Origin of the sequence: Vibrio sp. Vb2880, from assembly GCF_033337975.1 — a bacterium.
Classification (GTDB): Bacteria; Pseudomonadota; Gammaproteobacteria; order Enterobacterales; family Vibrionaceae; genus Vibrio; species Vibrio alginolyticus.
In genome coordinates, this window is record NZ_JAWORT010000002.1 from 263,388 (window position 1) to 285,617 (window position 22,230).

At 44.0% G+C, this 22,230-nt stretch carries 24 protein-coding genes and 1 pseudogene; 11 read left to right on the forward strand and 14 right to left on the reverse strand.

All coding sequences use genetic code 11. The features are described 5' to 3' along the window. Positions 1–67 precede the first annotated feature (67 nt). On the reverse strand, positions 68–262 hold the full coding sequence (locus R7M92_RS03085; protein WP_005373920.1) for a hypothetical protein: 195 nt from the start codon (positions 260–262) through the stop codon (positions 68–70). Between the two features lie 187 nt (positions 263–449). Between R7M92_RS03085 and R7M92_RS03090 the strand changes: the two genes are divergently transcribed. After that, positions 450–1,262 (forward strand): aminoglycoside phosphotransferase family protein, encoded by an 813-nt coding sequence (locus R7M92_RS03090; protein ID WP_213867563.1) that lies wholly within the window; start codon positions 450–452, stop codon positions 1,260–1,262. Here R7M92_RS03090 and nqrM read toward each other — a convergent pair. From nqrM to R7M92_RS03105, 3 genes are read right to left on the reverse strand one after another with little or no spacing between them, the layout of a single operon-like run. Continuing rightward, entirely contained in the window at positions 1,240–1,449 is a 210-nt protein-coding gene (gene nqrM, locus R7M92_RS03095; protein ID WP_017635136.1) for a (Na+)-NQR maturation NqrM, read from the reverse strand. The two genes, R7M92_RS03090 and nqrM, sit on opposite strands and share 23 nt — an antisense overlap. Position 1,450: 1 nt before the next feature. After that, positions 1,451–1,957 (reverse strand): NifB/NifX family molybdenum-iron cluster-binding protein, encoded by a 507-nt coding sequence (locus R7M92_RS03100; RefSeq protein ID WP_151515793.1) that lies wholly within the window; start codon positions 1,955–1,957, stop codon positions 1,451–1,453. After that, positions 1,954–2,244, reverse strand: coding sequence for a DUF134 domain-containing protein (locus tag R7M92_RS03105; protein WP_005373924.1), 291 nt, complete (start codon positions 2,242–2,244; stop codon positions 1,954–1,956). Before R7M92_RS03105 ends, R7M92_RS03100 begins: the two co-directional genes overlap by 4 nt. Before the next feature lie 500 nt (positions 2,245–2,744). Here R7M92_RS03105 and R7M92_RS03110 point away from each other — a divergent pair, with 500 nt between their 5' ends. The 4 genes from R7M92_RS03110 (at position 2,745) to ompV (ending at position 6,658) form a co-directional block, all read left to right on the forward strand. After that, entirely contained in the window at positions 2,745–3,644 is a 900-nt protein-coding gene (locus tag R7M92_RS03110; protein WP_005373926.1) for an ABC transporter permease, read from the forward strand. Further along, entirely contained in the window at positions 3,637–4,866 is a 1,230-nt protein-coding gene (locus R7M92_RS03115) for a glycine betaine/L-proline ABC transporter ATP-binding protein (RefSeq protein WP_318132672.1), read from the forward strand. Before R7M92_RS03110 ends, R7M92_RS03115 begins: the two co-directional genes overlap by 8 nt. Positions 4,867–5,126: 260 nt before the next feature. Beyond that, positions 5,127–5,660 carry a copper resistance protein NlpE gene (locus R7M92_RS03120; RefSeq protein ID WP_005373930.1) on the forward strand — a complete coding sequence of 178 codons (534 nt, stop codon included), beginning with the start codon at positions 5,127–5,129 and terminating at the stop codon, positions 5,658–5,660. 221 nt (positions 5,661–5,881) lie between these two features. After that, a complete protein-coding gene (gene ompV, locus R7M92_RS03125) occupies positions 5,882–6,658 on the forward strand; it encodes an outer membrane protein OmpV (RefSeq protein WP_318132673.1) in 777 nt (258 codons plus the stop codon). 75 nt (positions 6,659–6,733) lie between these two features. On the opposite strand, the gene R7M92_RS03130 is transcribed toward ompV, so the two are convergent. The 3 genes from R7M92_RS03130 to R7M92_RS03140 form a co-directional block, all read right to left on the reverse strand. After that, complete coding sequence (locus R7M92_RS03130) at positions 6,734–8,401, reverse strand: ABC transporter substrate-binding protein (RefSeq protein WP_225496487.1); 1,668 nt, start codon at positions 8,399–8,401, stop codon at positions 6,734–6,736. 160 nt (positions 8,402–8,561) lie between these two features. Then, entirely contained in the window at positions 8,562–9,176 is a 615-nt protein-coding gene (locus tag R7M92_RS03135; RefSeq protein ID WP_005373936.1) for an outer membrane beta-barrel protein, read from the reverse strand. Positions 9,177–9,356: 180 nt separating this feature from the next. Next, positions 9,357–10,241, reverse strand: a complete 885-nt coding sequence (locus R7M92_RS03140) for a LysR family transcriptional regulator (RefSeq protein WP_206970403.1) — start codon at positions 10,239–10,241, stop codon at positions 9,357–9,359. Between the two features lie 92 nt (positions 10,242–10,333). Between R7M92_RS03140 and R7M92_RS03145 the strand changes: the two genes are divergently transcribed. Continuing rightward, the gene (locus R7M92_RS03145; protein ID WP_318132675.1) at positions 10,334–11,215 is read left to right on the forward strand and encodes a DMT family transporter; all 882 of its coding nucleotides are present in this window, start codon (positions 10,334–10,336) and stop codon (positions 11,213–11,215) included. 63 nt (positions 11,216–11,278) lie between these two features. On the opposite strand, the gene R7M92_RS03150 is transcribed toward R7M92_RS03145, so the two are convergent. The 4 genes from R7M92_RS03150 to pncB all read right to left on the reverse strand — a co-directional run bounded on the left by R7M92_RS03150 (position 11,279) and on the right by pncB (position 14,952). After that, the gene (locus R7M92_RS03150) at positions 11,279–12,058 is read right to left on the reverse strand and encodes a methyltransferase domain-containing protein (protein ID WP_318132678.1); all 780 of its coding nucleotides are present in this window, start codon (positions 12,056–12,058) and stop codon (positions 11,279–11,281) included. Between the two features lie 170 nt (positions 12,059–12,228). Further along, entirely contained in the window at positions 12,229–12,747 is a 519-nt protein-coding gene (locus R7M92_RS03155; RefSeq protein WP_005373945.1) for a glycine zipper 2TM domain-containing protein, read from the reverse strand. A gap of 214 nt (positions 12,748–12,961) precedes the next feature. Then, a complete protein-coding gene (locus R7M92_RS03160) occupies positions 12,962–13,321 on the reverse strand; it encodes a hypothetical protein (RefSeq protein WP_005373947.1) in 360 nt (119 codons plus the stop codon). A 320-nt stretch (positions 13,322–13,641) separates the two neighbouring features. After that, positions 13,642–14,952, reverse strand: coding sequence for a nicotinate phosphoribosyltransferase (gene pncB / locus R7M92_RS03165; RefSeq protein ID WP_042523435.1), 1,311 nt, complete (start codon positions 14,950–14,952; stop codon positions 13,642–13,644). Between the two features lie 298 nt (positions 14,953–15,250). On the opposite strand from pncB, the gene R7M92_RS03170 reads away from it, so the two are divergent. From R7M92_RS03170 to R7M92_RS03185, 4 genes are all read left to right on the forward strand, one after another. After that, entirely contained in the window at positions 15,251–15,976 is a 726-nt protein-coding gene (locus R7M92_RS03170) for an NUDIX domain-containing protein (RefSeq protein WP_005373953.1), read from the forward strand. A 32-nt stretch (positions 15,977–16,008) separates the two neighbouring features. Next, positions 16,009–16,662: an isochorismatase family protein gene (locus R7M92_RS03175; protein WP_258515714.1), complete on the forward strand. Its 654-nt coding sequence runs from the start codon at positions 16,009–16,011 to the stop codon at positions 16,660–16,662. A gap of 29 nt (positions 16,663–16,691) precedes the next feature. After that, the gene (locus R7M92_RS03180; RefSeq protein WP_033906300.1) at positions 16,692–17,048 is read left to right on the forward strand and encodes a VOC family protein; all 357 of its coding nucleotides are present in this window, start codon (positions 16,692–16,694) and stop codon (positions 17,046–17,048) included. A gap of 154 nt (positions 17,049–17,202) precedes the next feature. Then, the gene (locus tag R7M92_RS03185; protein ID WP_005373960.1) at positions 17,203–18,096 is read left to right on the forward strand and encodes a DMT family transporter; all 894 of its coding nucleotides are present in this window, start codon (positions 17,203–17,205) and stop codon (positions 18,094–18,096) included. Here R7M92_RS03185 and R7M92_RS03190 read toward each other — a convergent pair whose 3' ends face one another. Further along, a complete protein-coding gene (locus R7M92_RS03190; RefSeq protein ID WP_017635127.1) occupies positions 18,097–18,837 on the reverse strand; it encodes a DNA-binding transcriptional regulator YciT in 741 nt (246 codons plus the stop codon). A gap of 217 nt (positions 18,838–19,054) precedes the next feature. On the opposite strand from R7M92_RS03190, the gene R7M92_RS03195 reads away from it, so the two are divergent. Next, positions 19,055–19,534 carry a peptide-methionine (S)-S-oxide reductase gene (locus R7M92_RS03195; RefSeq protein WP_054701515.1) on the forward strand — a complete coding sequence of 160 codons (480 nt, stop codon included), beginning with the start codon at positions 19,055–19,057 and terminating at the stop codon, positions 19,532–19,534. A 38-nt stretch (positions 19,535–19,572) separates the two neighbouring features. Here the strand turns inward: R7M92_RS03195 and R7M92_RS03200 are convergent, their stop codons facing one another. Continuing rightward, positions 19,573–20,628: an NAD(P)H-dependent flavin oxidoreductase gene (locus tag R7M92_RS03200; RefSeq protein ID WP_033906298.1), complete on the reverse strand. Its 1,056-nt coding sequence runs from the start codon at positions 20,626–20,628 to the stop codon at positions 19,573–19,575. Positions 20,629–20,815: 187 nt separating this feature from the next. Then, positions 20,816–22,219, reverse strand: a pseudogene (gene eat, locus R7M92_RS03205) (ethanolamine permease). Positions 22,220–22,230: the final 11 nt, after the last annotated feature.

Genomic DNA, 22,230 nt, shown 5'->3' on the forward strand with positions numbered 1-22,230 from the left:
GATTCAAATCAATCACATAAACAAAAAAGCGCCCTCATTTTGAGGGCGCTTTTAGGTAAAAGAAAAATTATTTATCGAGAGACAAACCTATCTGACTGATTTTGCTTTCAAACTCTTCGATGCTGTTCGCTTTGTAAGTCGGAGCACCGTTAAAGTAGCGCGGTTTCTCTGGCAGCATCGCATTTTTCAGCTCTTGTTCTTGATCGATATTGTCATGGTAAACCGTTACACGATTTGGAATATCCTGCTTCATTACAGCCATTTTGGTTCTCCTTTATTAAGACGAATAGTAAGCGTAGAACGAATTTATCGGAGTACAGGCGTAACTGTGTAAAATTTAGACACCAACGACAAAATCATATTTAAACAGTTGCATTTAATATTTTTGAGGCACTTTGTCGTGGCTATTGGCAAACGTGAGTGCAGCGATTAAGGTGAGCTCTCTCTACATGAAGACAGGAAGTCCGGTGTCGCAGCAAGAACTCAACCAAATGGGCAGTGCCAAAGTTTTTCTCATCGAAAAAGATGGCGTCCAAGTAATAGAAAAACGTAACCCTACTCAAATAGAAGTCGCGTTTTATCAACGCTATGCCGAACAGTTTAACGCGCTTGGAATACACGTACCGCGCTTGATTCAATTCGACGACCAGAAAAACGTTCTGCACATTGAATACGTTCCCCACGCAGTCGAGCAAGCATTCTTACTTGAAGATGATCGAGTCATTGAACAACTCGTCAAACTGCACCAACTTCCACCAACATCAGATGGTGTTTATCACCGCCACCAGTGGACACCACAAGCGACTCAACAAGCACTCGCTACACTTGAACTGGGCTCAGAGACAGAGCAGTTCTTCCACAACCTCCAACAACGATCGGCGCATCTTTTCGATGGACAGAACTTGATCTCCGGAGACTCGAATGCTGGAAACTGGGGACAGCGCGAAAATGGCGAGCTGGTGCTGTTCGACTGGGAACGCTTTTCTACAGGGCATGTCGCGATAGATTTAGCGCCGCTCATCGAGGGCATGGGCACATTTGATGATTACTTGAACGTAGCAGGCAAGTATATAGAGTGCGCAGAGAAAGGTGAAACAACAGAATTGGCGCGCGATATCGGACTAGCAAAAGCGTGGATCGTTGTCGAGGTAGTCAACATACTGGTCTCCAGAGAGAATCCGCAGACCAGCAAATATTTGGACTGGTTTCGGCAAACCTTGCCGCAATGGGCCAAAAGCCTTAGCGCTCAGGTGATGAGTTAGGCTCTGAGATTTGATATAAACGCCTTTCAGGTTCTGCGCATGAGGTTTCACAATTGCACACCTTGTCAACGCCGACATTATTCAAACCACCACAACTCCCTTGAATGCGCTTGTTGTGAAAAATGACGCCAAGTGACATCAACAAAATGATTGCGAGAAAACCAAGAAAGGTAAATAACCAAACCATATTAACCTGCCTTATTAGCCATCGACTCTAGCTTAAGTATAGCAGGGCTAGATGTTGCTTTGAGTAGCGCTTTAGGTCTTGCCAACAAGGAGGGTTTTGATTTTCGGCCACCACAACCACAGGAGCCGCAGCCGCCTTTTTGTTGGTGAACACTTTTCTTATGATTGTTTGATGGGCGTCCTTGAGAGGGCTCAATCAAAGGCTCTCTTGGAACCGCAAGCACATCTTCCAAGGAACTACGAGTAGACAGCCTAAATACTGGCGTGCCACTGCTAAGTAGCTTTGCCAATACACGTTCACCAATATTTCGCACAAGAACAGCATCCACATTGTACCCTTGTAGAGACTGAATCAACTGAGACTTCGCATTGCAACCCGCTTGTGGCATAGAAGCAATGTTCGCTAAGTTTTTTAGCATACCGTCAGTATCAGAATAAATAGCGATGTATGGTGCTTTTACAAAGTGGTTTGCCACCCGCTCACCATCATTAGGAATAGCATAAATCATAAGTTTGACTCCTCATTCGGAAAAACTAATGCATGACCTTCAACTAAACTTTTTGCGACTTTCAATCTTGCACTTTTTACTGTGTTACCAAAAGTTTGTCTAGAAACGCCCATCTGCTCCGCAGCTTGCTGCTGGCTAAGCCCCTCTAAGTCGGCTAAACGTAGCGCTTCTAACTCTTCTGGTAATATGGCGACTTGCTCCAACTGATTAAATGGAATGCCATTGGGCTTAAAGCAATGGTGAGCCGCACGTCCGCATATTCGTCTTTCTATCTTTGGTCTTGCCATCATTGTCCCTCAAAAACACAGAGTCAAATTACGCCTTAAACTGGCATATGCCAATAACATTTTTAGCATATGCCAATAAACTAAGTTTGCAAAAATCAACACGACAAATACGTAATACATCAGCATTAATTAGACATCTAATAATTTAGAAATTTCGATGACAAACGAGCAAAAAGATCAATTCTAATTAACCGGATAATAAAAACGTTAGTTTGCGCAGATTTTTCATACAAATACACGCTAATGTGTTCATTTTATTGAAGAAGAAAAACTATAATCCAAGCAAATCATTAGTTTGAACACTAATGATTGTTTTATTTAAAAGGATGTATACCTAAGGAACGAAAAAGAGAAGCTTGACGATATTCGCCTGAGCTTAAAGAGTAATACGTTCGATAAAGAACCTGTCGAACGACCATTACTTGGCCTAGGTGCCCTACTCTTATTGCCAAATTAAGTTTCTTGAAAGCGCTTAGGTATATCAGAAAAAGGAAGTACATATGTCTGACTCAAATTGGCTCAGCGAATTCCCGGAAATGGATGCCTCTGATCTCAGGGCGATTCGCAAAACACTCGACGGCGCCTATAGAGATTTCTCTCGCGAGTATGGTGAACTCATTGAGTCTCTGTTTGATCCGCTCCTTGCTTTTCTTGTCTGGTTTGAAAAACTTCTGATTTCTACACCTTGGTTCATTATTTTAGGTGTCTGCACCACTCTCGTTTATGCCGCCAGCCGCTCTTGGAAACTGGCCGCTGCATGTTTTGGTTCGCTGATTCTGATTGGCTATTTTGGAATGTGGGAAGACACTATGCGCACGCTCAGTATCATCACTGTATGTACTATGCTTGCCATAGCACTTGGTATCCCTATCGGCATCGCTATGGCGCGCTCTAATCGCATTCAGTCGGTGGTAACACCATTACTCGACGTCATGCAGACCATGCCGGCATTTGTGTATCTCATTCCAGTTGTGATGTTATTGGGCATCGGGAAAATTCCTGGCCTTATCGCAGTAGTGATCTACGCGATTCCACCGGTTATTCGTTTAACCAATTTGGGCATTCGTCTAGTTGATAAAGAAGTATTGGAAGCCGCAACCGCATTTGGTGCCAGCACTCGGCAACGGCTTTTTGGGGTTCAGCTTCCGCTTGCAATGCCAACCATCATGGCGGGAATTAACCAAACGATCATGATGGCACTGTCAATGGTGGTCATCGCATCAATGATTGGGGTAAAAGGTTTAGGTCAGCCTGTTCTAAAGTCTATTACCAATCAATATTTCACTCTTGGTCTTCTCAATGGTTTAGCAATTGTCGCCCTAGCAATCCTTTTTGATCGTGCTTCGCAAGCGTATGCGAAACGCACTCAAGCTCATTTAGGAGACTCAAAACATGACTAGTCCACTTATCGAAATCAGCGGTCTGTATAAAATCTTCGGCCCCAAGCCCAATAGCGTGATTGAGCGCGTTAAGTTGGGACATAGTAAAGAGCAGGTTTTAGCGGAAACGGGCCACACGGTCGGACTAAAAGACATCAACCTGCAAATTCAAAAGGGTGAAATTTTTGTCATTATGGGATTATCCGGTTCTGGAAAATCCACCATGATTCGCCACTTCAACCGATTAATCGATCCAACCATGGGGCAGATTTTGGTAGAAGGGGTGGATGTCATGCAACTTTCGAACAAAGAGCTTGAACAGTTTCGCCGTCACAAGATGTCTATGGTGTTCCAGCGCTTTGGCTTGCTGCCTCATCGCACTGTTATCGACAACATCGCATATGGTTTGGAAGTTCAGGGAATGAATAAAGAGGCGCGCTTAGAAAAAGCAAATGAATGGTTAGAAACCGTTGGACTGACGGGTTATGAGCACCAGTATCCTACTCAACTATCGGGTGGACAGCAACAGCGTGTGGGCCTTGCACGGGCACTGGCTACCGACGCCGAAATACTGTTGATGGACGAGGCTTTTTCAGCATTGGACCCTCTGATTCGGAGCGAAATGCAAGATCAGCTGGTAGAGCTGCAACAGAAGCTGCACAAAACCATTATTTTCATTACTCATGATTTAGATGAAGCGCTTCGACTTGGCGATCGCATCGCGATTCTTAAAGACGGTGAACTTGTCCAACAAGGTTCACCAGACGAAATTTTACTGCATCCTGCCGATGAGTACGTTGAAGCCTTTGTAAAAGACGTCAATAGAGCGCGAGCACTGACAGTCGAAACGCTGATGCAGCCACCTTCGTACTGTGTTCGCGCTGAAACCATTGAAGATGCACTAAGTGAAATGAAACGTGTTAAACGTGATTATGCCTACCATGAGACCAATGCAGGCTATCAAGGCGTGATAACACAGCAAGGATTGCTAAACGCAGCGAAGTTAACTCATATATCAGATTGGCGTGATGATATCTATGAAGAGGTGCCTATCATCTCTCCACATTTAGCCATTGAGCAAGTGCTGACTGAAGTCACGTCGTGTGAATATTCACTGCCCGTCATCGATGAGCACGGCCATTTGAAAGGCGAATTAAATCGTCAGGTTATTGCGGAGCTATTTTCTGATCAACGAAGCACAAAACGGGGCACTTCACGCTCAAGCTTCAATAACGTTTCTTAGATGATGTTGATAATACAGCTCACAACAATGTGGGCTGTTATCAATTAACTCGCTCACAATCCCCTTTTAGATATTTGTCTGTGGGCTCAAGCTTGATACCCAAAGCAACATTTACATTGTTCTGATTTTCCTGACAATTTCATGCTCATATCCGGTTTTATTGACATAGTTAGATCATTCTATTGCTTTTTGATGACGCAAATCCTCGATAAATGTCTACTATTACTCTCATACAAAATCTTGATTTAAAGAGGGATAAAATGAAAAAGACAATGTTGGCACTAACAGGCGCGGTAATCATTCTTGCAGGCTGTCAAGATGAGAAACCTGCCGAAACAAGCGCAGTTGAAGTACCTCAGGCAACGGAAACTGAAGTCACCACCAGTGCAGACGTTACGACTGAGACAATTGACACGTTACCAGTAGAAGAAGAACAGGTAATTACTGAAGAGACATTTGTAGACTCTGAACACAACGCACAAAGTGCTCTGGACTGGAACGGCACCTACAAAGGAACACTACCTTGCGCGGATTGTGCTGGTATCGATATGACCATCACACTAAATCAAGATGGCACTTACGTACTTGAAGAAAGCTACCAAGACAAAGAAGACGGTCAATCAAAATCTGAAGGTCAATTCACTTGGGACGCAAATGGCAGCATCGTAACGTTGACAAATGAAGATGCACCAAACCAATACTTTGTTGGTGAAAACGTACTTATGAAGCTAGACATGAATGGCGAAAAAGTAACGGGTGACCTAGCACCACTATACAACTTAACGAAACAGTAAGAAGTTAGTATCAATACTTGATAAATACCCCAAATCCGAGCCACCCCAGCTCGGATTTTTCGTTATTTTAACGAACGCTATTCCAGCAACCTTTCTATTCTGAAGCAACATTCCGCTTCTTACCCTGATTGTTCATTACATTTCCATACGCTTTGCCGATAGATGCTTACAACATCATTTTGTACAGTGTTCAAAACAAAACAGAACAACTCGGAAAAATGATGAAAAAAACATTAATTGCACTACTTACTTTGACAGCTGCTGGCTCAGCGTTCGCTGGCGATACTTACATTCGTAACGGTAATATCTACAACAACGAAGGCGGTTGGAACGTAGAAGCTGGTGTGGCTCAAGGCAGCGATCTTTTCAAAGATCAAAAGCATAATACAGCACCAATTTTCAACGGTGGTTACCATGGTGACGACTTTAATGCCGACCTAAGTGGCATTAACTACCGCTTCTTCGGTAACACCAATGAGTTAATCAACATGAGTGCCTACCTTGTAGGTAGCGGTGTAATGCGCGACGGTGATACAGCGAAAAGCCTGAAAGGCACAGATAAACGCCGCTTCGCCGTCGATCTAGGTTTAAACGCAGACTTTACACTGGATCAAAACAACGTCATTTCTACGTACCTTCAGCACGATATCAGTGGTGCTTACAAAGGTTACTTAGCGGGCGCGACTTACTTCCACATCATGAAATTCGGTAGTGTTGATTTTGTTCCTTTTGCTAACCTAACTTATCAAAGTGAAGACTACGTAGATTACTACTTTGGTGTAAAACAACGCGAAGCAAACGCAAACCGCAAAGCATACAAAGGTGATTCAACGGTAAGCTATGGTGTGGGCTACAAACTTGTTATGCCCATCAACGGCAACTGGCAAGTAAGCCAAATGACACAATACACGCGCCTAGGCAGCGGTATCAGCGACTCATCTATCGTTGATAGTGCAAACCAATGGGTTGTTGGCGCAAGTGTGTCGTACAACTTCTAATCCGATACGCCCTTATAAAGCCATCATTTCGATGGCTTTATGCGTTGGACATTTGCATAATCTTGAACACAGACTCTAGTGTGAATGAGCAATCCATAACCTATGTAAATCGCTATAGCCTGTATTCTTCACCTGCACACCTCGCACTTGCTGTGTTTTTGTCACTTCTTCATAGCCAACAAACAAAGGCAAATATAGGTACTGATCGCGCAGCGCTTTCTCTAGGTTTAATAAAGACTGTAGCGAGTGATCATCTGCCATCGCCCTGCGAACCTTTTCTCTATGGCTTAACATCTGGCTTTGATCAAAACTAAAACGCAGTCCAGTTGCTATCGACAGCCATTCGAAGATGCCATATTCAAATGGTGCTTCCATGACTTCCTCAATGAAGAGCAAATCTGCTTGGTGAGACACTACCTCAGGAAAACTAATGTCATCAATAACGACGATCTCCAACTCCAATCCCGTTGCACGAATCACACTGTGCAACCATTCGGAATGACGAATTAAACTCGGTATCGTCCAGACAGGTTCAGCTAATACCACTTTACCTTTCAGTTTAGGTATCACACCACCATCTGTTATTGATAAACCTTGCTCATGAGTCTCTAACTGAATGCTGTCAACGGCACTTGGCGCATCATAAATTCGCTTTTGCACATGGATGTAATCAGCGAGTTGATACCAAGTTTCTTTTGTGAGTTGGGATTCCACGCGTTCGCGGTAGGTCAAATATGAAAATGCGCTAATTTTTTCCACTTCAACGTGATCGGAGCTTTGGTTAAAGCTCAACATATTTAAGGTTTTAACATCACCATGAGACAGCGTTATTTGATCTAACAATGCGCGTGCTGAAAAATACTCTTTGTGCGCTTCAAGAGTCATACTCTCCTGGTTCCAGCCGCTGATTTTAAATGGTCCAGTCCCGATGTGGTAGGAATAACTAGAACCGAAAGAGACGACATCTCGACACAGAATAGACGCATGAGGAGTTGCTAGCATGTATGGAAACAACTTGTTCGGATGCTTCAATATGATTTTTAAGCAGTTAGATGTTTCTGCAACCACGCTATCAATGCATTGCCAGAGCTCGTGAACTGGTCCTTTTATCTCCCTGAGTCTTTCTATACTCCAAACCACATCCTGTATGTTAAGGGGTTCACCATCATGGCGATATATGCCCGGCCGCAACCATAACGTCATAACCTTGCCTTCCATTTTCCATTCGTGTGCTAACGATGGCTCGATACCACCATTGGAATTTTGGGTCAGCAATACGTCATAAACGCTTTTCGCGACGTGTAATTCAGTGTGACGGTAAGTATTCGCAGGGTCGATTTTGGATACCCAAGGGTAAGAAGAAATCAAAATAGCGTTATTTGATTCGTTCAATCGATTCACTTTTTCAGAAGCGATGGTTAGTGCTCTAACCGCGGTTTGACCGAACCAATCAATAAGTTTCGTTATTGAGTTCATTCTTCCTCTGCCAAGCTCCTCAACCAAAAACTCGGTCATCGCTTGTTGGAGGGAAATATTAATACTGAGACGGCTAGCGTTACTTCGGCCAATCGCAGGTTGCCAATCGACCCAATCGTAAGTGGCAAGCTTTTTCATCACAATAGAAACATTGCGCCTCGACGTGCAAATCACCGCTTCTAGCTCAGAAAGCGTAACAAGGTGATACTGGTGAGGTTCAAAGTGCTTTAACAGTAGATCCAGATACCTAAGATTGACATCGTTCACAAAGATTCCTAAGAGTTATTCCAAAGCAAAAAAATAGCACAGGACGCTTAGCAACTAAACTTCCTGTGCTATATCTAAACAAATTCAAAGCTTGGACTCAGCTCGACCAACAGAAGTCAAAAACGTTTACTAAGCCAAGAGGTAACTTGAATAAGTATTCTTAGAAACGGTAGCTCATACCTACAGAGAACACATTGATGTCTGCATCAACCGTTACTTTTTCATTGCCAAATTTCGCAATGTCTAGCTCAGGCATCATGTATTCCCATTCAACTTGTAGAGCAAAGTTTTCAGTAATAGCGAACTCTGCGCCTAAACCGTACATGCCTGTTACAGTGCTGTCAGAAATGGTGGTATGGCCTGCGCTACCGTCAATCACAGAGTTGCTAATTTTGAATTCAGCATTGAAGTAAGAAAGACCAGCTTTAGCAAAAAGGTTGAAACGATCGCCAATCGGTAGAGTCGCTTTTGGCTGAATCGATAGATACTTCATATCACCAACAGTAACAACTTTGCCGTCTAAAGCATCGTAGCCACCAATGGCTGCTTCTAGAGAAATGTATTCGTTGAATTTGTAACCACCGAATACTTTGCCTGAAAGGCTTGAGTCATCTTCAAGTTTAAGTTTAGTGCTAGCGTTAGTACCACCACCATTGATAGAGCCATTAACATCACCAAACGATGCTTGACCTACAGATGCACCAACGTAAGGAGCTGCGTTTGCAACAGAACATGTTGCTAGAAGGGCTGTCATTAGCCATGTTTTTTTAAACATTGTATTTCACTGCCTGTTAATTATTGAGGTTGTGTTTTGCCCATCCTTAAGCATGCCATGCTATCCATTTCACTTGGTTTCAAAACCAAGTGGATGTTAATGAATAAAAACTCAATAAAACATGAAATATTTAGACACAACTTTGCCACTTTCTTTCTTAATTTTGACAATTTAGTCATTTCACAAGCATTGCTGCTTCAACCAGTTAGTGAGTTTGATGATTTCCGTTTGCTTGGCTCGACTCTTTTTATGAATAAAATAAAAGCTGTCGCCGGTTTCCAATCCATGAGAAGGGATGTACACCAAATCGTGCGCTTTATCTCTTTCATTGAGCATAAAATCATTCGCAAATGCGATGCCTTGGTCATAACGCGCCGCCTCTATTGCCAACAACATATGACTAAAATGTTGAACATCGACATCTTTCGGCAAGGTGTAACCGCCCGCTCTGCACCACTCAGCCCAATCTTTTCCTCTCTCTCGATAAATTGAGTCTGTCGACAAAATAGGGTATCGCCAAAGCGCTTCTGGAATCGGTTGATCTTGCAACTCTTTCCAAATTTTATGGCTGCAGACCGGATACAACGTCTCCGCGTATAACTTTACCGACATGTAGTTTCGCTTTGGCTTCTCTACCGTGATAAAACAATCGCCAACGCTGTCTGTCTGTTCAGGATCACCAACGACCATATTGAGTGTAAGATCGATTTCTGGATGTAGGCGCTTAAAATCAGACAAACGCGGAATAAGCCACTTTACGGCGAGCGAGCTATAAATCGCCAACCGTATGCTGCCTTTGTCCCCTTCTCGCACCTTTTGGCTGGCCATCGCAATTGAGCTAATTGCTGGGCTAATATCCTCTAAATAGCGGGTGCCCGTATCGGACAAAGAGAGCTTTCTGCCTTGGCGGATAAATAATGATTCACCCAAGTAATCTTCTAATAATCGTATCTGGTGGCTAACGGCACTTTGCGTCACATTGAGTTCTTCAGCAGCAAGCGAAAAGCTAGAGTTTCTGGCAACAGATTCAAAACAGTGAACCGCTCTGAGTGGTGGCAATTTCATTATCTAAAAATCTCATACTTAAACTAATAAATATCACTTCACTTCATCCTATGACATCACCTACTCTTTGGCAAAGAAAGAGGAGAGGAAAAGTGAAAGTTACATCGGTCGGAGCAGCGATGCTGCTATTAATTGTTGGAAATCTCATTGCGGTGCTTTCGGACTCTTTAATTAAAAGTGTCGGAAATGAAGTGCCTATTTTTCAATTTGTCTTTTTCCGACAAATTTCAGCGGTGCTTTTCCTGCTGCCAGTCTACTTGCTAACAAAAAATGCGCCTTTTCTTGAAGGGTTTAAGTGGCATGCTGTTCGCGCTCACGTATGGTTACTTGGTGCAATATTCATGGTTTTGGCGATCTCATCTTTACCGCTCGCAACTGCGAACGCGATCTTTTACGCCGCGCCATTAATCATGTTGCCGCTTGCAGCAATCTTTTTTGGAGAACAGTTGTCTAAGCAATCGGTCGCCGCAGCGATAATGGGCTTTGCCGGTGTATTGGTCATCATTCGTCCAGACCAAATCGATTGGGCAGCAATTTCAGCTTTAGTTGTTGCAATTACTTTAGCAATCAATAACTTGCTCATTCGAAAACTGCCAAAAAATCAGTCTGTGATGCAAACATTATTGATGACAAACTTGGCAGGTATTCCAGTAGCCTTCTTGCTTGTTCTGATCGAAGCAGAACCTTGGGACTGGAGTGCTTTCCCTGTTGCTGCTGGCTCAAGTCTGTTCATCATGATTTATGCAGCAACATGTGTCATCGCTTACCGCTCGATCGATAGCAACAAAATTGCCAGCGCTGAATACAGTGGCTTAATTGGTGCCGTGTTTGTGGGATTGATTTGGTTTGGAGAAGTGCCAGATATATTTATGGCAATAGGAACCATTATGATTGTTGTGCCTCTGATTTGGCTTTCTAAACGAGAACGTCGTAAGAAAAAGTTGCAAGAGCAACAAGAAGCGCACGTTACTTAAAGTTGTGCTCTAGCCCAAAGACTAAAAAACCGAGCCGTAAGTGCTCGGTTTTTTTATGTGGCTCTAATCGTTTTTTACGTAAGCGACTACGTGAGATAAAAACTGCCTTGTAAAGCGATCATTAAACCGGATGCGATATTCATGCTCGGCTTCCGACACTAGACGCCAGCCTTCAGCAAAGTATTCTTTGATATCATCAACCGCCTCTTCTTTATTTTTGATGTGTTTCGCGTTCCACTGATAAGTGCAAGAGACAACGATCAGCCCACCCACCTTGGTGGTTTTTTTTAGAGCATTGATCACGCTAAGTGGCGACTCACATTGATCAATCACATTTAAACATACGACTAAATCAAAGCGAGATTGGAGAGTATCGAGCTCAAAAGGCTGGTTAATTAGCGTCAAATCAACATGAGCACATTTCTGTACGATATCTCTATTCTCTACCTCTAAAGTGTTTAAGGTGTTCACATCGTGAAGGTAAGTAAGCTCGACGCGTTGTTCTTCTATTAATAGTTGCTTCAAGCCATCCATTAACCTATTTGAAGGCTCCACAAGCGTCGCTTCTTTAAGGTTAGGTAAGCGTTGCACTAACTCATAATAATTTCTTCCCAGCGCCGCCCCAACCTCAAGTAGGGAATACGGCTGAACGCTGCTTTCGATTACCGCCTGCGCAATAAAATCAGCAACTTGGGAGCAGTGAGGTGATGACAAAAAAGAAAGTGGGACTTGTTTTGAGCGACTGGTTATCATCTCAATCTTTTGATCCTCAATGAACTTGTCGAACCATTGCGCTTCGAAATAACCAGCCAGACCGTGCTCGGTCAGGTAAAAGTCTTCCATGTTTTTTCCGTTCGTACTTTAAGAAAAGTGATTGTATCGAACGCGGAAATTAACGGGTATTTCTGGCCGCACATTCCAATGGGAAAACAGATGAAAACGCCGCTTATGTGAAAAAACCCTTTCATCTCAAAGATAAAAGGGCTTGTTAATCGCTTCGGTTAAGTCGCTAACTATTGTGGTAGAACAACGTTACCATCTTGAATTGGGAACGTTTTTGTCGCTGGCTTGCTCGCCAAACGAACCGTCGTTGGTGCACCTGAAACTTCGTAAGTGACGTCGTAACCCACTACTTTATCAGATGTCGTATATTCTGTATGACACTGTTTTTTCGTCGTTGTTACTACATCACCTTTTTGCACATTCTCCTGGATCTTACGACCTGTCAGTGCACCAGCAATCGTACCAGCTGCAGTTGCAATCACTTTACCTGAGCCACCACCGATTTGGTTGCCCAGCGCTGCTCCAGCTGCTGCGCCACCAACCGTACCAATAATTTTATTGTCATCCGCAGGGGCAACTTGCTCGGTTACTACCACGTCTTTACATACTTGGTGCGGCTTTTTCACCGTTTCAGTCACCGCTTCAACCAAAGTAATGTTTGCTTGAGTTGGAGCTGGTGGCGTTTTGTCTTTACAGCCTGCTAGTACAGCAACAACTGCCGTTGCAATTGCGATAGATTTCATATTCATGATTTACATCCCAGTATGGTTTGCTTTGATGAGCGTTATGGTAAATCGCAAAAGGGAAATCACATCAGACGAAAACAAACCCTCTGTTATTAACAAGTAAAGAAACACTGTTTTATAAGAGGTACGTCAAGAAACACTCAGCAGAATGTCAACAGAGATAAAACTGTATCACTACTGATTATGATTGGGCTGGACTAGTCTATGAGATTTATTTTTAAGCCAAGCTCAAAAATAGTTCGTCATCCGTTAAATACTTATGACGGTGGCTTAGATTACGCACGTGCATAAACATAAAATCAGGGAAACCAGGCGCTATAATGTTATTTGGTTCCCAGCATACACCGCCAACAAACACATATCGCCCCTGCTTGTCATCTTCGTGAAGGGGGTTATTAAGAGGAGAAGAAAACTCTGCTCGGCAACCTTCAACCACACAAACAATTTGTCCTTTAAAAAGGCCGATCACGCGCTTAACAAGATTTGCCTTGATGCCACATTTCCATGCTTGACGAGTGGCCATCTCATAGCCATATTTTCGGATCGCTTTCTTTTGCAAATGTACTACTAGGTTCATTTTGACTCCTGATTCAAGCAACTACGTGAAGCCCAAAGTCATAAAAGCAGATAGACGTCTATACCCGAGTGAGCTCATGGTACGTGGGAATAAACTACGTGATTAGACTGAGTTTAGTGTCGGATGAGATACACCGTCCACGATGCTGTAACGTATCGATTTACACCAATCAAAGGCAGATAACACATCAACTTTTGAGTGCTTTCCTGCGCTGTATCTGGTTACTTCTGTATATTACTATAACGAAATCACCCTCCACGTTTACCTATATAAATTTGTCGTAACGATAGAGGGTGCTTATCATGGAGAGAGGATAACGCCTACGCGTCAATGAGATAATTTTGACCTTCAGTTTCTAAACGATCAATCATTTTACGACACTCATTTAAATCAAGAGGTTGTTCAAAGCGGCGCTTGAGATTCATCAAAAAGAAGATATCTTCACACATGGCTTTCTCAGGTTCGTCACTGATTTTGGCGACCGGTGAACCATTGCACGTGACCATTTTTATCACGATAGAAAGTGGCTGGTAGGCTTCACCATCTTTATTGACATAATCACCCATATCATTGGCAAGAAAAGTACCTATACCAAAACTCACCTGAATACGTCCTTGGAAATACTCGCAAATATCTAACGCTTGTTCGAAGTTAAGTCCGTCGGTAAACACCAGTGTTTTTGTTAATGGGTCTATATTCAGCGACTGGTAGTGTGCAATCATTTTTTCACCCCAGCTATAAGGGCAACCACTATCGTGACGTACACCGAAGTACGCGTTACTTAGTTCTTCATCAAAGTCTTTAAGGAAAGCATCGATACCAATCGTATCGGTTAACGCAATACCTAGTGCACCATTAAACATTTTTTGCCAACGTTGCAACGCCACTTTTTGCGAATCTCGCACATTCACCAGAGCTTGGTGTCCCATAAACCATTCATGAGCAACGGTGCCGATAGGCGTCAAGTTTAGCTCTTTTGCTAAGTGATAGTTGCTTGTTCCTGTCAAACATTCCGGCACTTCCTGGCACAAATATTCCAGCATAGTGCGCTGAGCTTGGAAGGAAAAACGTCGACGCGTCGACATGTCAGAAAATTTAAAGTTAGTGATGTTACGACGTTTTAGTTCCGACTTTAGGTGCCGAACTTTCTCTTCTAAAACAGTGGTAAATTGCGCAACAGGGATATCTGACCAACGCTGACGGCTACGAACTTCAGACACGATGCTCATGATGATCGTTTCGTACAAGATGGTATCTCGCCACAAACCGTTAATGGTAATTCTTAACTGGCTTGAGCCATCAGCCATGGCTTTATTATGGAAAGAGACATCACTTTGTGGGTTGAAACGGAAATGGCGCAGTGCATCAACAAAGTCAGGATTCAGGTAAGGCGCGACACGCTTAATATATTCAATTTCTTCTTGCGTAAATTGAATATCTTGCAGTTTAAGGACTTCGGCTTTTACCTCGGGCAAAAGCTCAGAGAGGTCTTCCTCACTGCGCACGATAAACTTATATGACACCATCGCATCAGGGTAAAGCGCTGTTACAGCGCTCATCATATTGACTTTGTAGACATCGAAATCCAAAGCGCTTTGAATGATGCGGGAAGAAAATAGTTTGGTGGTCATTAGGTGCCCTTCTACATGCCCTTCCTGGGTATATAACTTTTTGTTACTAACTAATTTGCGTAAACAATAAACACCCATCTATAGTTTGTCAACTTTTGTTACTAACCACTCATTTTTATAAGGTTTTTTTGTCTAGAATTCGAGCAAGCATTGTGAATAAGTCAGAGTCATCCGTAAATTTATGCTCAAACCGTATTAAGAACACTACCGAAAACGTTTCTAACAACTCGTTACTTACCCATTGATTGACCACTTGTTATGCGCTAGATTACTTACAAATCAATATTAGGACCCAACCATGATCGTATCTGTCGACATTATTCCATTCAGGCTATCTGGCTGTGCCGATAAGGGATTGGAAGTGTTGTTGATTAAACGTTCAAATCCAAATCGGCCATACCATGGAGTCTGGGCACTACCGGGCGGATTTGTCTTTGATAAAGACTTAACCAGTGAAGGCGGACGCCCGGCCGATGAAAACTTTGAAGCGGCGCGTCGCCGAATTTGCCGTGAGAAAATCCATACCTACCCTCGCCATTTTAGCGAAGCATTTATCGACGGTGATCCAAAGCGCGATCCAGAAGACTGGAGCTTAAACATTACGCACTACGCCTTAGTTGATCGTAACAATGTAGAGCAAATAAATAATGCAGGTGTACCGGAATGCCAACTTAAATGGTTTTCGCTACAGGCTATTCTCAATGGAGAAGAAACCCTCGCATTTGATCATCAAAAAACCATTGAAAAAGCGTGGCAAAAGCTTCGTGCATCCATTGAATACACATCGGTTCTTTTGTTTGCATTAGACAAAGAGTTTTTGGTTGCGGACATCATTTCTGCTTATCAAGAGTTTGGTATTGATATCAGCCGAATGACGATTAAGCGCCGCTTGATAGATTCAGGCGTACTAAAACCCACTAATAAAGTCGCTTCAACCAACAAAGGCAAAGGTGGAAAACCCGCAATGGTATATACGCTGACTAGCGACGAAGTAACCTTTTTTCAAAACTGTTTGCGTGGATAAACGCAGACAATCAGACAGACAAGGAGTCTGCCATGACTGTTCGAGTAAACTATCAAACTACAGCAGTGATCGACGTTGATCCAGAGAAAGGCTTTAGTGAGTTATGTCCAAATGAACTGCCCGTTGCAGGTGCGTTGGAAATCGTACCGGAGCTTTTGAACAATCATGCCAAAGGCCGATTAAAACTGGTCAGTCGTGACTTGCACCCACCGAAAGCAAAATGGGATGCAGAATCGCCAGCCAATATGCTTGAGCCCGTTGGTTTACCGAATGTGGATATAAAGTGGAACCGTCACTGTGTGCTTGGCACAACAGGCGCTGAACTGCTAGATGGTTTACCACCCGTGTTGGACTACGATTTTCAAGTTAATAAAGGCATGGATCCTGATGCGCACCCTTACGGTATTTTTTTCCATGATATTGCCGACACCAAAACGACAGGCGCGCATGAATTTCTAAAGTTCAACGGGATTGATACCTTAGTTATCGGTGGCCTTGCCTTAGACTTTTGTGTGAAAAAATCCGTCATGCAAGCGCTGGAACTTGGCTACAATGTGGTAGTTAATCTTGCTTCAACTCGTGCGGTGCTGCCTGATAATGTAGAGAATGTGCTGACAGAGCTCAGAGATAATGGCGCATTATTTGTCGAAAAAGCGGACGACATCATCGTAGAAAAGTTCGCCTAGAAACGATAGTAACCGAGAAGGATTTCACCATGCATCAACATGAAAAATTGAATTACGTTGAATTTGGTTCCACTAATGTCAGTGCGACTAAACAATTTTTTGAGCGTGCTTTTGACTGGAGCTTTACCGATTATGGTCCAGAATATTCTGCATTTTCAGGACAAGGATTGGATGGCGGATTCTTCAAATCTGAGTTTATAAACCAAATCGCAAATGGTGGCGCACTTTTAGTATTTTATAGCTCAGACATTCAGGCCACTCAGACAAAAGTAGAGCAGCATGGTGGAAAAATTATCCGCCCTATTTTCGAATTCCCCGGCGGCTGTCGATTCCACTTCACTGAACCGAGTGGAAATGAATTCGCAGTATGGTCAGAGAGCCATTAAGTGATCACAAATCAACAACACACCATCAACGTGAGCCCAAGCTAGCCAGATCCGGAACTGGCATTACATTTCTGGTTGACCTCATCCTTGGTTTAATTCACTGTTAGCGCAACAATTAATCGATGAGGCGCTAGACCTCGACCAAGGATGTCAAATGACTGCCGTCAGTTTTTTTCGCTTACTCTGCCTCGCTGCTATTTGGGGTGGCTCGTTTCTGTTTATGCGAGTCGCCGCCAACACATTCGGGCCGGCTTACTTAATCGAATTTCGAGTTACATTTGCCGCCGTCGCTTTGTTATTGATCGCCGTATATTTGAAGAAGAAACTCACGTTAACTGCGCATACTAAACACTTCTTTATTATTGGCTTATTCAATAGCGCAGTTCCATTTTTACTCTTTGCGTACGCAGCCCAGACACTGAATGCATCAACTTTAGCAATATTGAACTCAACCGCCCCAATATGGGGAGCACTAGTTGGCTTTGTTTGGTACCGCAGCCCACTCACAGCGAAATCTGTTCTCGGTATGCTAATAGGCATTGGAGGCGTTGCAGTCTTGGTCGGCTTAGATACTTCAACCATAGGTGAAGAAGCCATGCTCCCTATTGCCGCCAGTTTGATGGCTTCTTTCAGCTATGGCATTGCTACCAACTACACTAAAAATGCGCCACAAGTACCTGCTTTTGATAATGCTCACGGCAGCATGTGGGCGGCGGTTATTTGGGTACTGCCGCTGCTACCATTCTTACCAATGCGTGCAGAACCAAGTCATTTCGAATGGAGCTCTGTTGTCACGCTCGGCGTTGTATGCACAGGGTTCGCTTATTTGCTCTATTTCCGCTTAGTTTCTGATATCGGCCCAGCGTCAGCACTGACTGTCACTTTTCTTGTTCCTGTTTTTGGTATCTTATGGGGCTACTTGGTGCTAGATGAGCCCGTCGGCTCTAACACCATCATAGGAACAATTCTAGTGCTTAGCGGCACTATGCTAGTCACCGGTTTCTCCCCAACAGCAATGCTCGCGAAGAGAAAACGAAGCGTGGCTTAATCAGCCTAATATAACTTCCACACCTCGCTTTTTGATTTGTTCAAGGTCGCTTTTCGGAGCGGCTTTGTCAGTCAGCAGCACTGATATTTCGTCAGTCTTACCAATTGATGAGGGATAAATTTGCCCAAATTTACTAGAATCCGTTAGAACAATATTGCGCCTTTTTTTCGCAATGATGGTTTCTGCAATCTCAGCGCGCATCATGTCGCGGCTAGTAAAGCCAGTGTCTTGATGGAAGCCGTCAATACCCAAGAAGGCCGTGCTGAAATGAATGTTCTCAATACACAACTTAGTCAGCGGTCCGACCAAGCTCTCGCCTTGGTGCTGATACACGCCACCAAGCAAGATAATGTTGGCAGAAGTGTTACGGATGAGATGGGCGATATACGCCGATGGCGTAATAATGGTCACATCGCCGCGCTCAGCCAATGTCCGAGCCAACAACGCATTGGCACTGCCTCCTTCAATCAGCACTGTCTCATTCGGTGCGACCAAATCCGCAGCTTGGTTTGCGAGCGATTGTTTAATATCGAAACGTACTTCTAGGCGGGCATCAATGTCATCACTTTGCAACGCGGTAGCTGCGCCGTGAACGCGCTTTAGGTAGCCCTGTTGCTCCAGAAAGTTCAAATCCTGTCTGATGGTCACGCCCGACACGCCAATGATGTCAGAAAGCTCCGTGACTTGAACGCGTTTACGGTCGTTCACTAATTGCAGGATTTCATTTTGTCTTGGGTTCACAGATTCGCTCCTTATTGATGAGCTTACAGTATACTCACCTGATGTTTCATATGAAAAGAACTTGAAAGTAAAAAGGAAAAAACGCGTGGTCTGATTAGCCAAGCTGCACCTTGCGAATATCGCTCCCATCAACAGATAATAGGGCAACGAAAATGGGATGGAAGAAGAGGGGTTAGCTCCCTACATCCCAACAACGGTAAAGACTAGGATAAAAGTAATGGAAGAAATTTACTTCGCAGGCGGTTGCCTTTGGGGCGTGCAAGAATTTATGCGCCACCTTCCGGGCGTAATCAACACAGAAGCCGGGCGAGCAAATGGCACAACGGATAACACTCAATCCGAATACGATGGCTACGCAGAGTGCGTGAAAACCCAGTTCGACCCTGAGCAAGTTTCGGTTGAAACTTTAATGGGGTATTTGTTTGAGATAATCGACCCTTACAGCGTTAACAAGCAAGGTGAAGACGTAGGTGAGAAGTACCGTACTGGTGTTTATAGCCAAAACGAACAGCATCTCACCATCGCGAAAGCGTTTATCGCAGCACGACCGGACGCCGACAAGATCGCCGTAGAAGTACTGCCACTCACGAATTATGTACCAAGTGATGATGAGCACCAAGACAGACTCACAAACTTTCCGAATGATTACTGTCACATCCCATTAGATTTACTACATAAATACAGGGATAACTCGTAACCATTCAGTCAGCATCGCTTTAAAAGGCAAGATGCATATCAGTTTAAATCGATGCCTTCCACTAATGACAATGTCATTTCTGCCGCCGATATTTCCTTACAACCCGACGAGTTTTGTCCGCACCACAACGGTGTGAATTCATCTCGGTTTTGCTTTTCCATAAGCGCTCTTAGTTGAGCCATTTCAATGGAGGCGTATGGGAATTTCGGCGCAAACTCACTGATGTAGCCTAGCTCCGACATCGCGCGATTCACAATGCCTCTCGCTGGTCGGCCCGAGAAAACATTGGTCACTGCGGTATGTTGCGCGCGTTCACTGGCAATGGCATATCGATGTAAAGACGATGTTTTCGCCTCATCACACAACAAATAGACGCTGCCAACTTGAACGGCACTCGCTCCTAATCTCAACGCGGCTTCCACCCCACTTCTATCAGCGATTCCGCCTGCAGCAATAACGGGCAAATTCACCCGTTTGGCGATTTGTGGTAATAACGCCATCAAACTTAATTGAGTAGTTAAATCATCCGATAAAAACATACCTCGGTGTCCACCAGCCTCCAAGCCTTGGGCGATAATACCGTCAACGCCTTTTGCTTCTAGCCAAAGTGCTTCGTCCACCGTGGTCGCTGACGAAAGGATCTTCCCTCCCCACCCTCTAATTCGAGCTAACAGATCATCGTCTGGCAAACCAAAGTGGAAACTGATCACTGGCGGTGCAAATGGTTCAATCGCGTCAGCAATATCATGATTGAAAGGCATCCTTGTCGGAGCGTTTGGCTGAGCCTGAACGGTTGCATCAACCTCGGAAAAATACGGTTGCAGCGTTTTTTGCCACTTTTCGTGCTTGTTGGCGTCATACTCCGGCATTTCATGGCAAAAGAAATTGAGGTTAAACGGTCGGTTAGTTGCCTGCTTGATAAGTTGAAGTTCTTTTACGATGGCGTCTTTGTTCAGCATTCCACAAGGTAACGAGCCAAGCCCGCCAACATTACTGACGGCGATGGTCATTTGGCTGTCTTGCACACCGGCCATTGGCGCTTGAATAATCGGTAACTCTGTTCCCAAAAGTGTATTAAATACCTTGTTTATCATGATCTTTCCTTGAAAACTTAACCTTTACCTGTGATGGATCTGCGCCATCGTTATCCAGACTAGACTTTCACATGATTAAACACTTATAAAGTTAAAGTGATGCATTTGTGCGCTATGCACTTTTGATAGAAATGACAAAGGGAGCCTATGGCTCCCTTAATATGCTGAATAAAAAGAATCAAAGTGACTATCGTACGACATCTGATTCAAGCTCTAGCTCTGCCACAGACAGCATGGCAAACTCTTCCTCGGCGGTTGCTGCCACCAATTTGTTGCGGCTGTATAACCCATAATAAACACCACCGATAAGAAACAATCCCATTGTCATGAAAAAGGCTGAGGGATCAAAAGCATAAACACCTGTCATTGCGATCAAAGAAAGCACCAGAGAAATACTCGAAGTAATTATCCCACCAGGCGTTTTATATGGACGAGTTAATTCCGGCTGTTTAATTCGCAATAAAATATGGCTCAAGGACATTAATGCGTACGATACAGTCGCACCGACAACAGCCATCGCCAAGATTAAGTCCCCCTCACCCGTAAGTGAAACCAAGAACCCAAAAACGCCCGGAACCAAAAGCGCACGAGAAGGCACTTTTTTGTCACTGGTTAATGACAAAGTTTGCGGTAAATAACCCGCGCGGGAAAGCGCAAACACCAAGCGACTGTAACCATAAATGATTGAAAAGAAAGAAGCGATAAGGCCAGCCAATCCAAGTAAGTTCACGGCCATTGCTACCGTTGAATTGCCCGTAAGCTTTAGGGCGTCAACTAATGGCACCGCGCTATCGCCTATGACCTTTGAGCCAACCGCACCAGCCAAAAGGACGACTACGAGAGTTGCGGTTAGCAATAAAAACAGCATCGCACCAATGATGCCTTTGGGAACATCTTTTGCCGGATTTTTTGCCTCCTCTGCCGCTAAAGGCACACCTTCAACCGCAAGAAACAATCACATTGCAAATGGCAACGCAGCCCATACGCCATACCACCCAAACGGCAAGATTTCTGTTGCCTGAGCCGTCGCCGGAGCAATATCGAATAAGTTATTAACGTCAAAGTGACCAATAAGCACAGCAGCAGTAATGAGAATAGCTAGCACAGCCAAACCGCTGATGACCATCATTACTTTGAGAGCTTCGCCAACCCCTGCCATATGAATAGCGATAAAGACGGCGTAGAAAAGTGCGTAAACAACAGGGCCATCGATACCAACCAATTCATTCACTGCTGAGCCAATAAAAATCACTATCGCAGCAGGCGCGAGCGCATATTCAATCAAAACTGATAAGCCAGTGAAAAAGCCACCTGTCGGCCCCATCGCCTGTCTTGCGAAGCTGTAACCACCACCCGCAGCAGGAATAGCCGCAGACATTTCAGCTAAAGACAATACTAGCGTGAAATACATTACTGCCATCGCGATAGCAGCAATAAGAAAGCCTCCCCATCCTGCTTGAGCGATGCCAAAGTTCCAACCGGCGAAGTCACCAGATATAACATACGAGACACCTAAGCCAGCAAGTAAAATCCAACCTGCGGTGCCTCTTTTTAGCTGCCTTTTGGCCAAGTACTCCTGATGTTTAGACATAGTAAATCCTT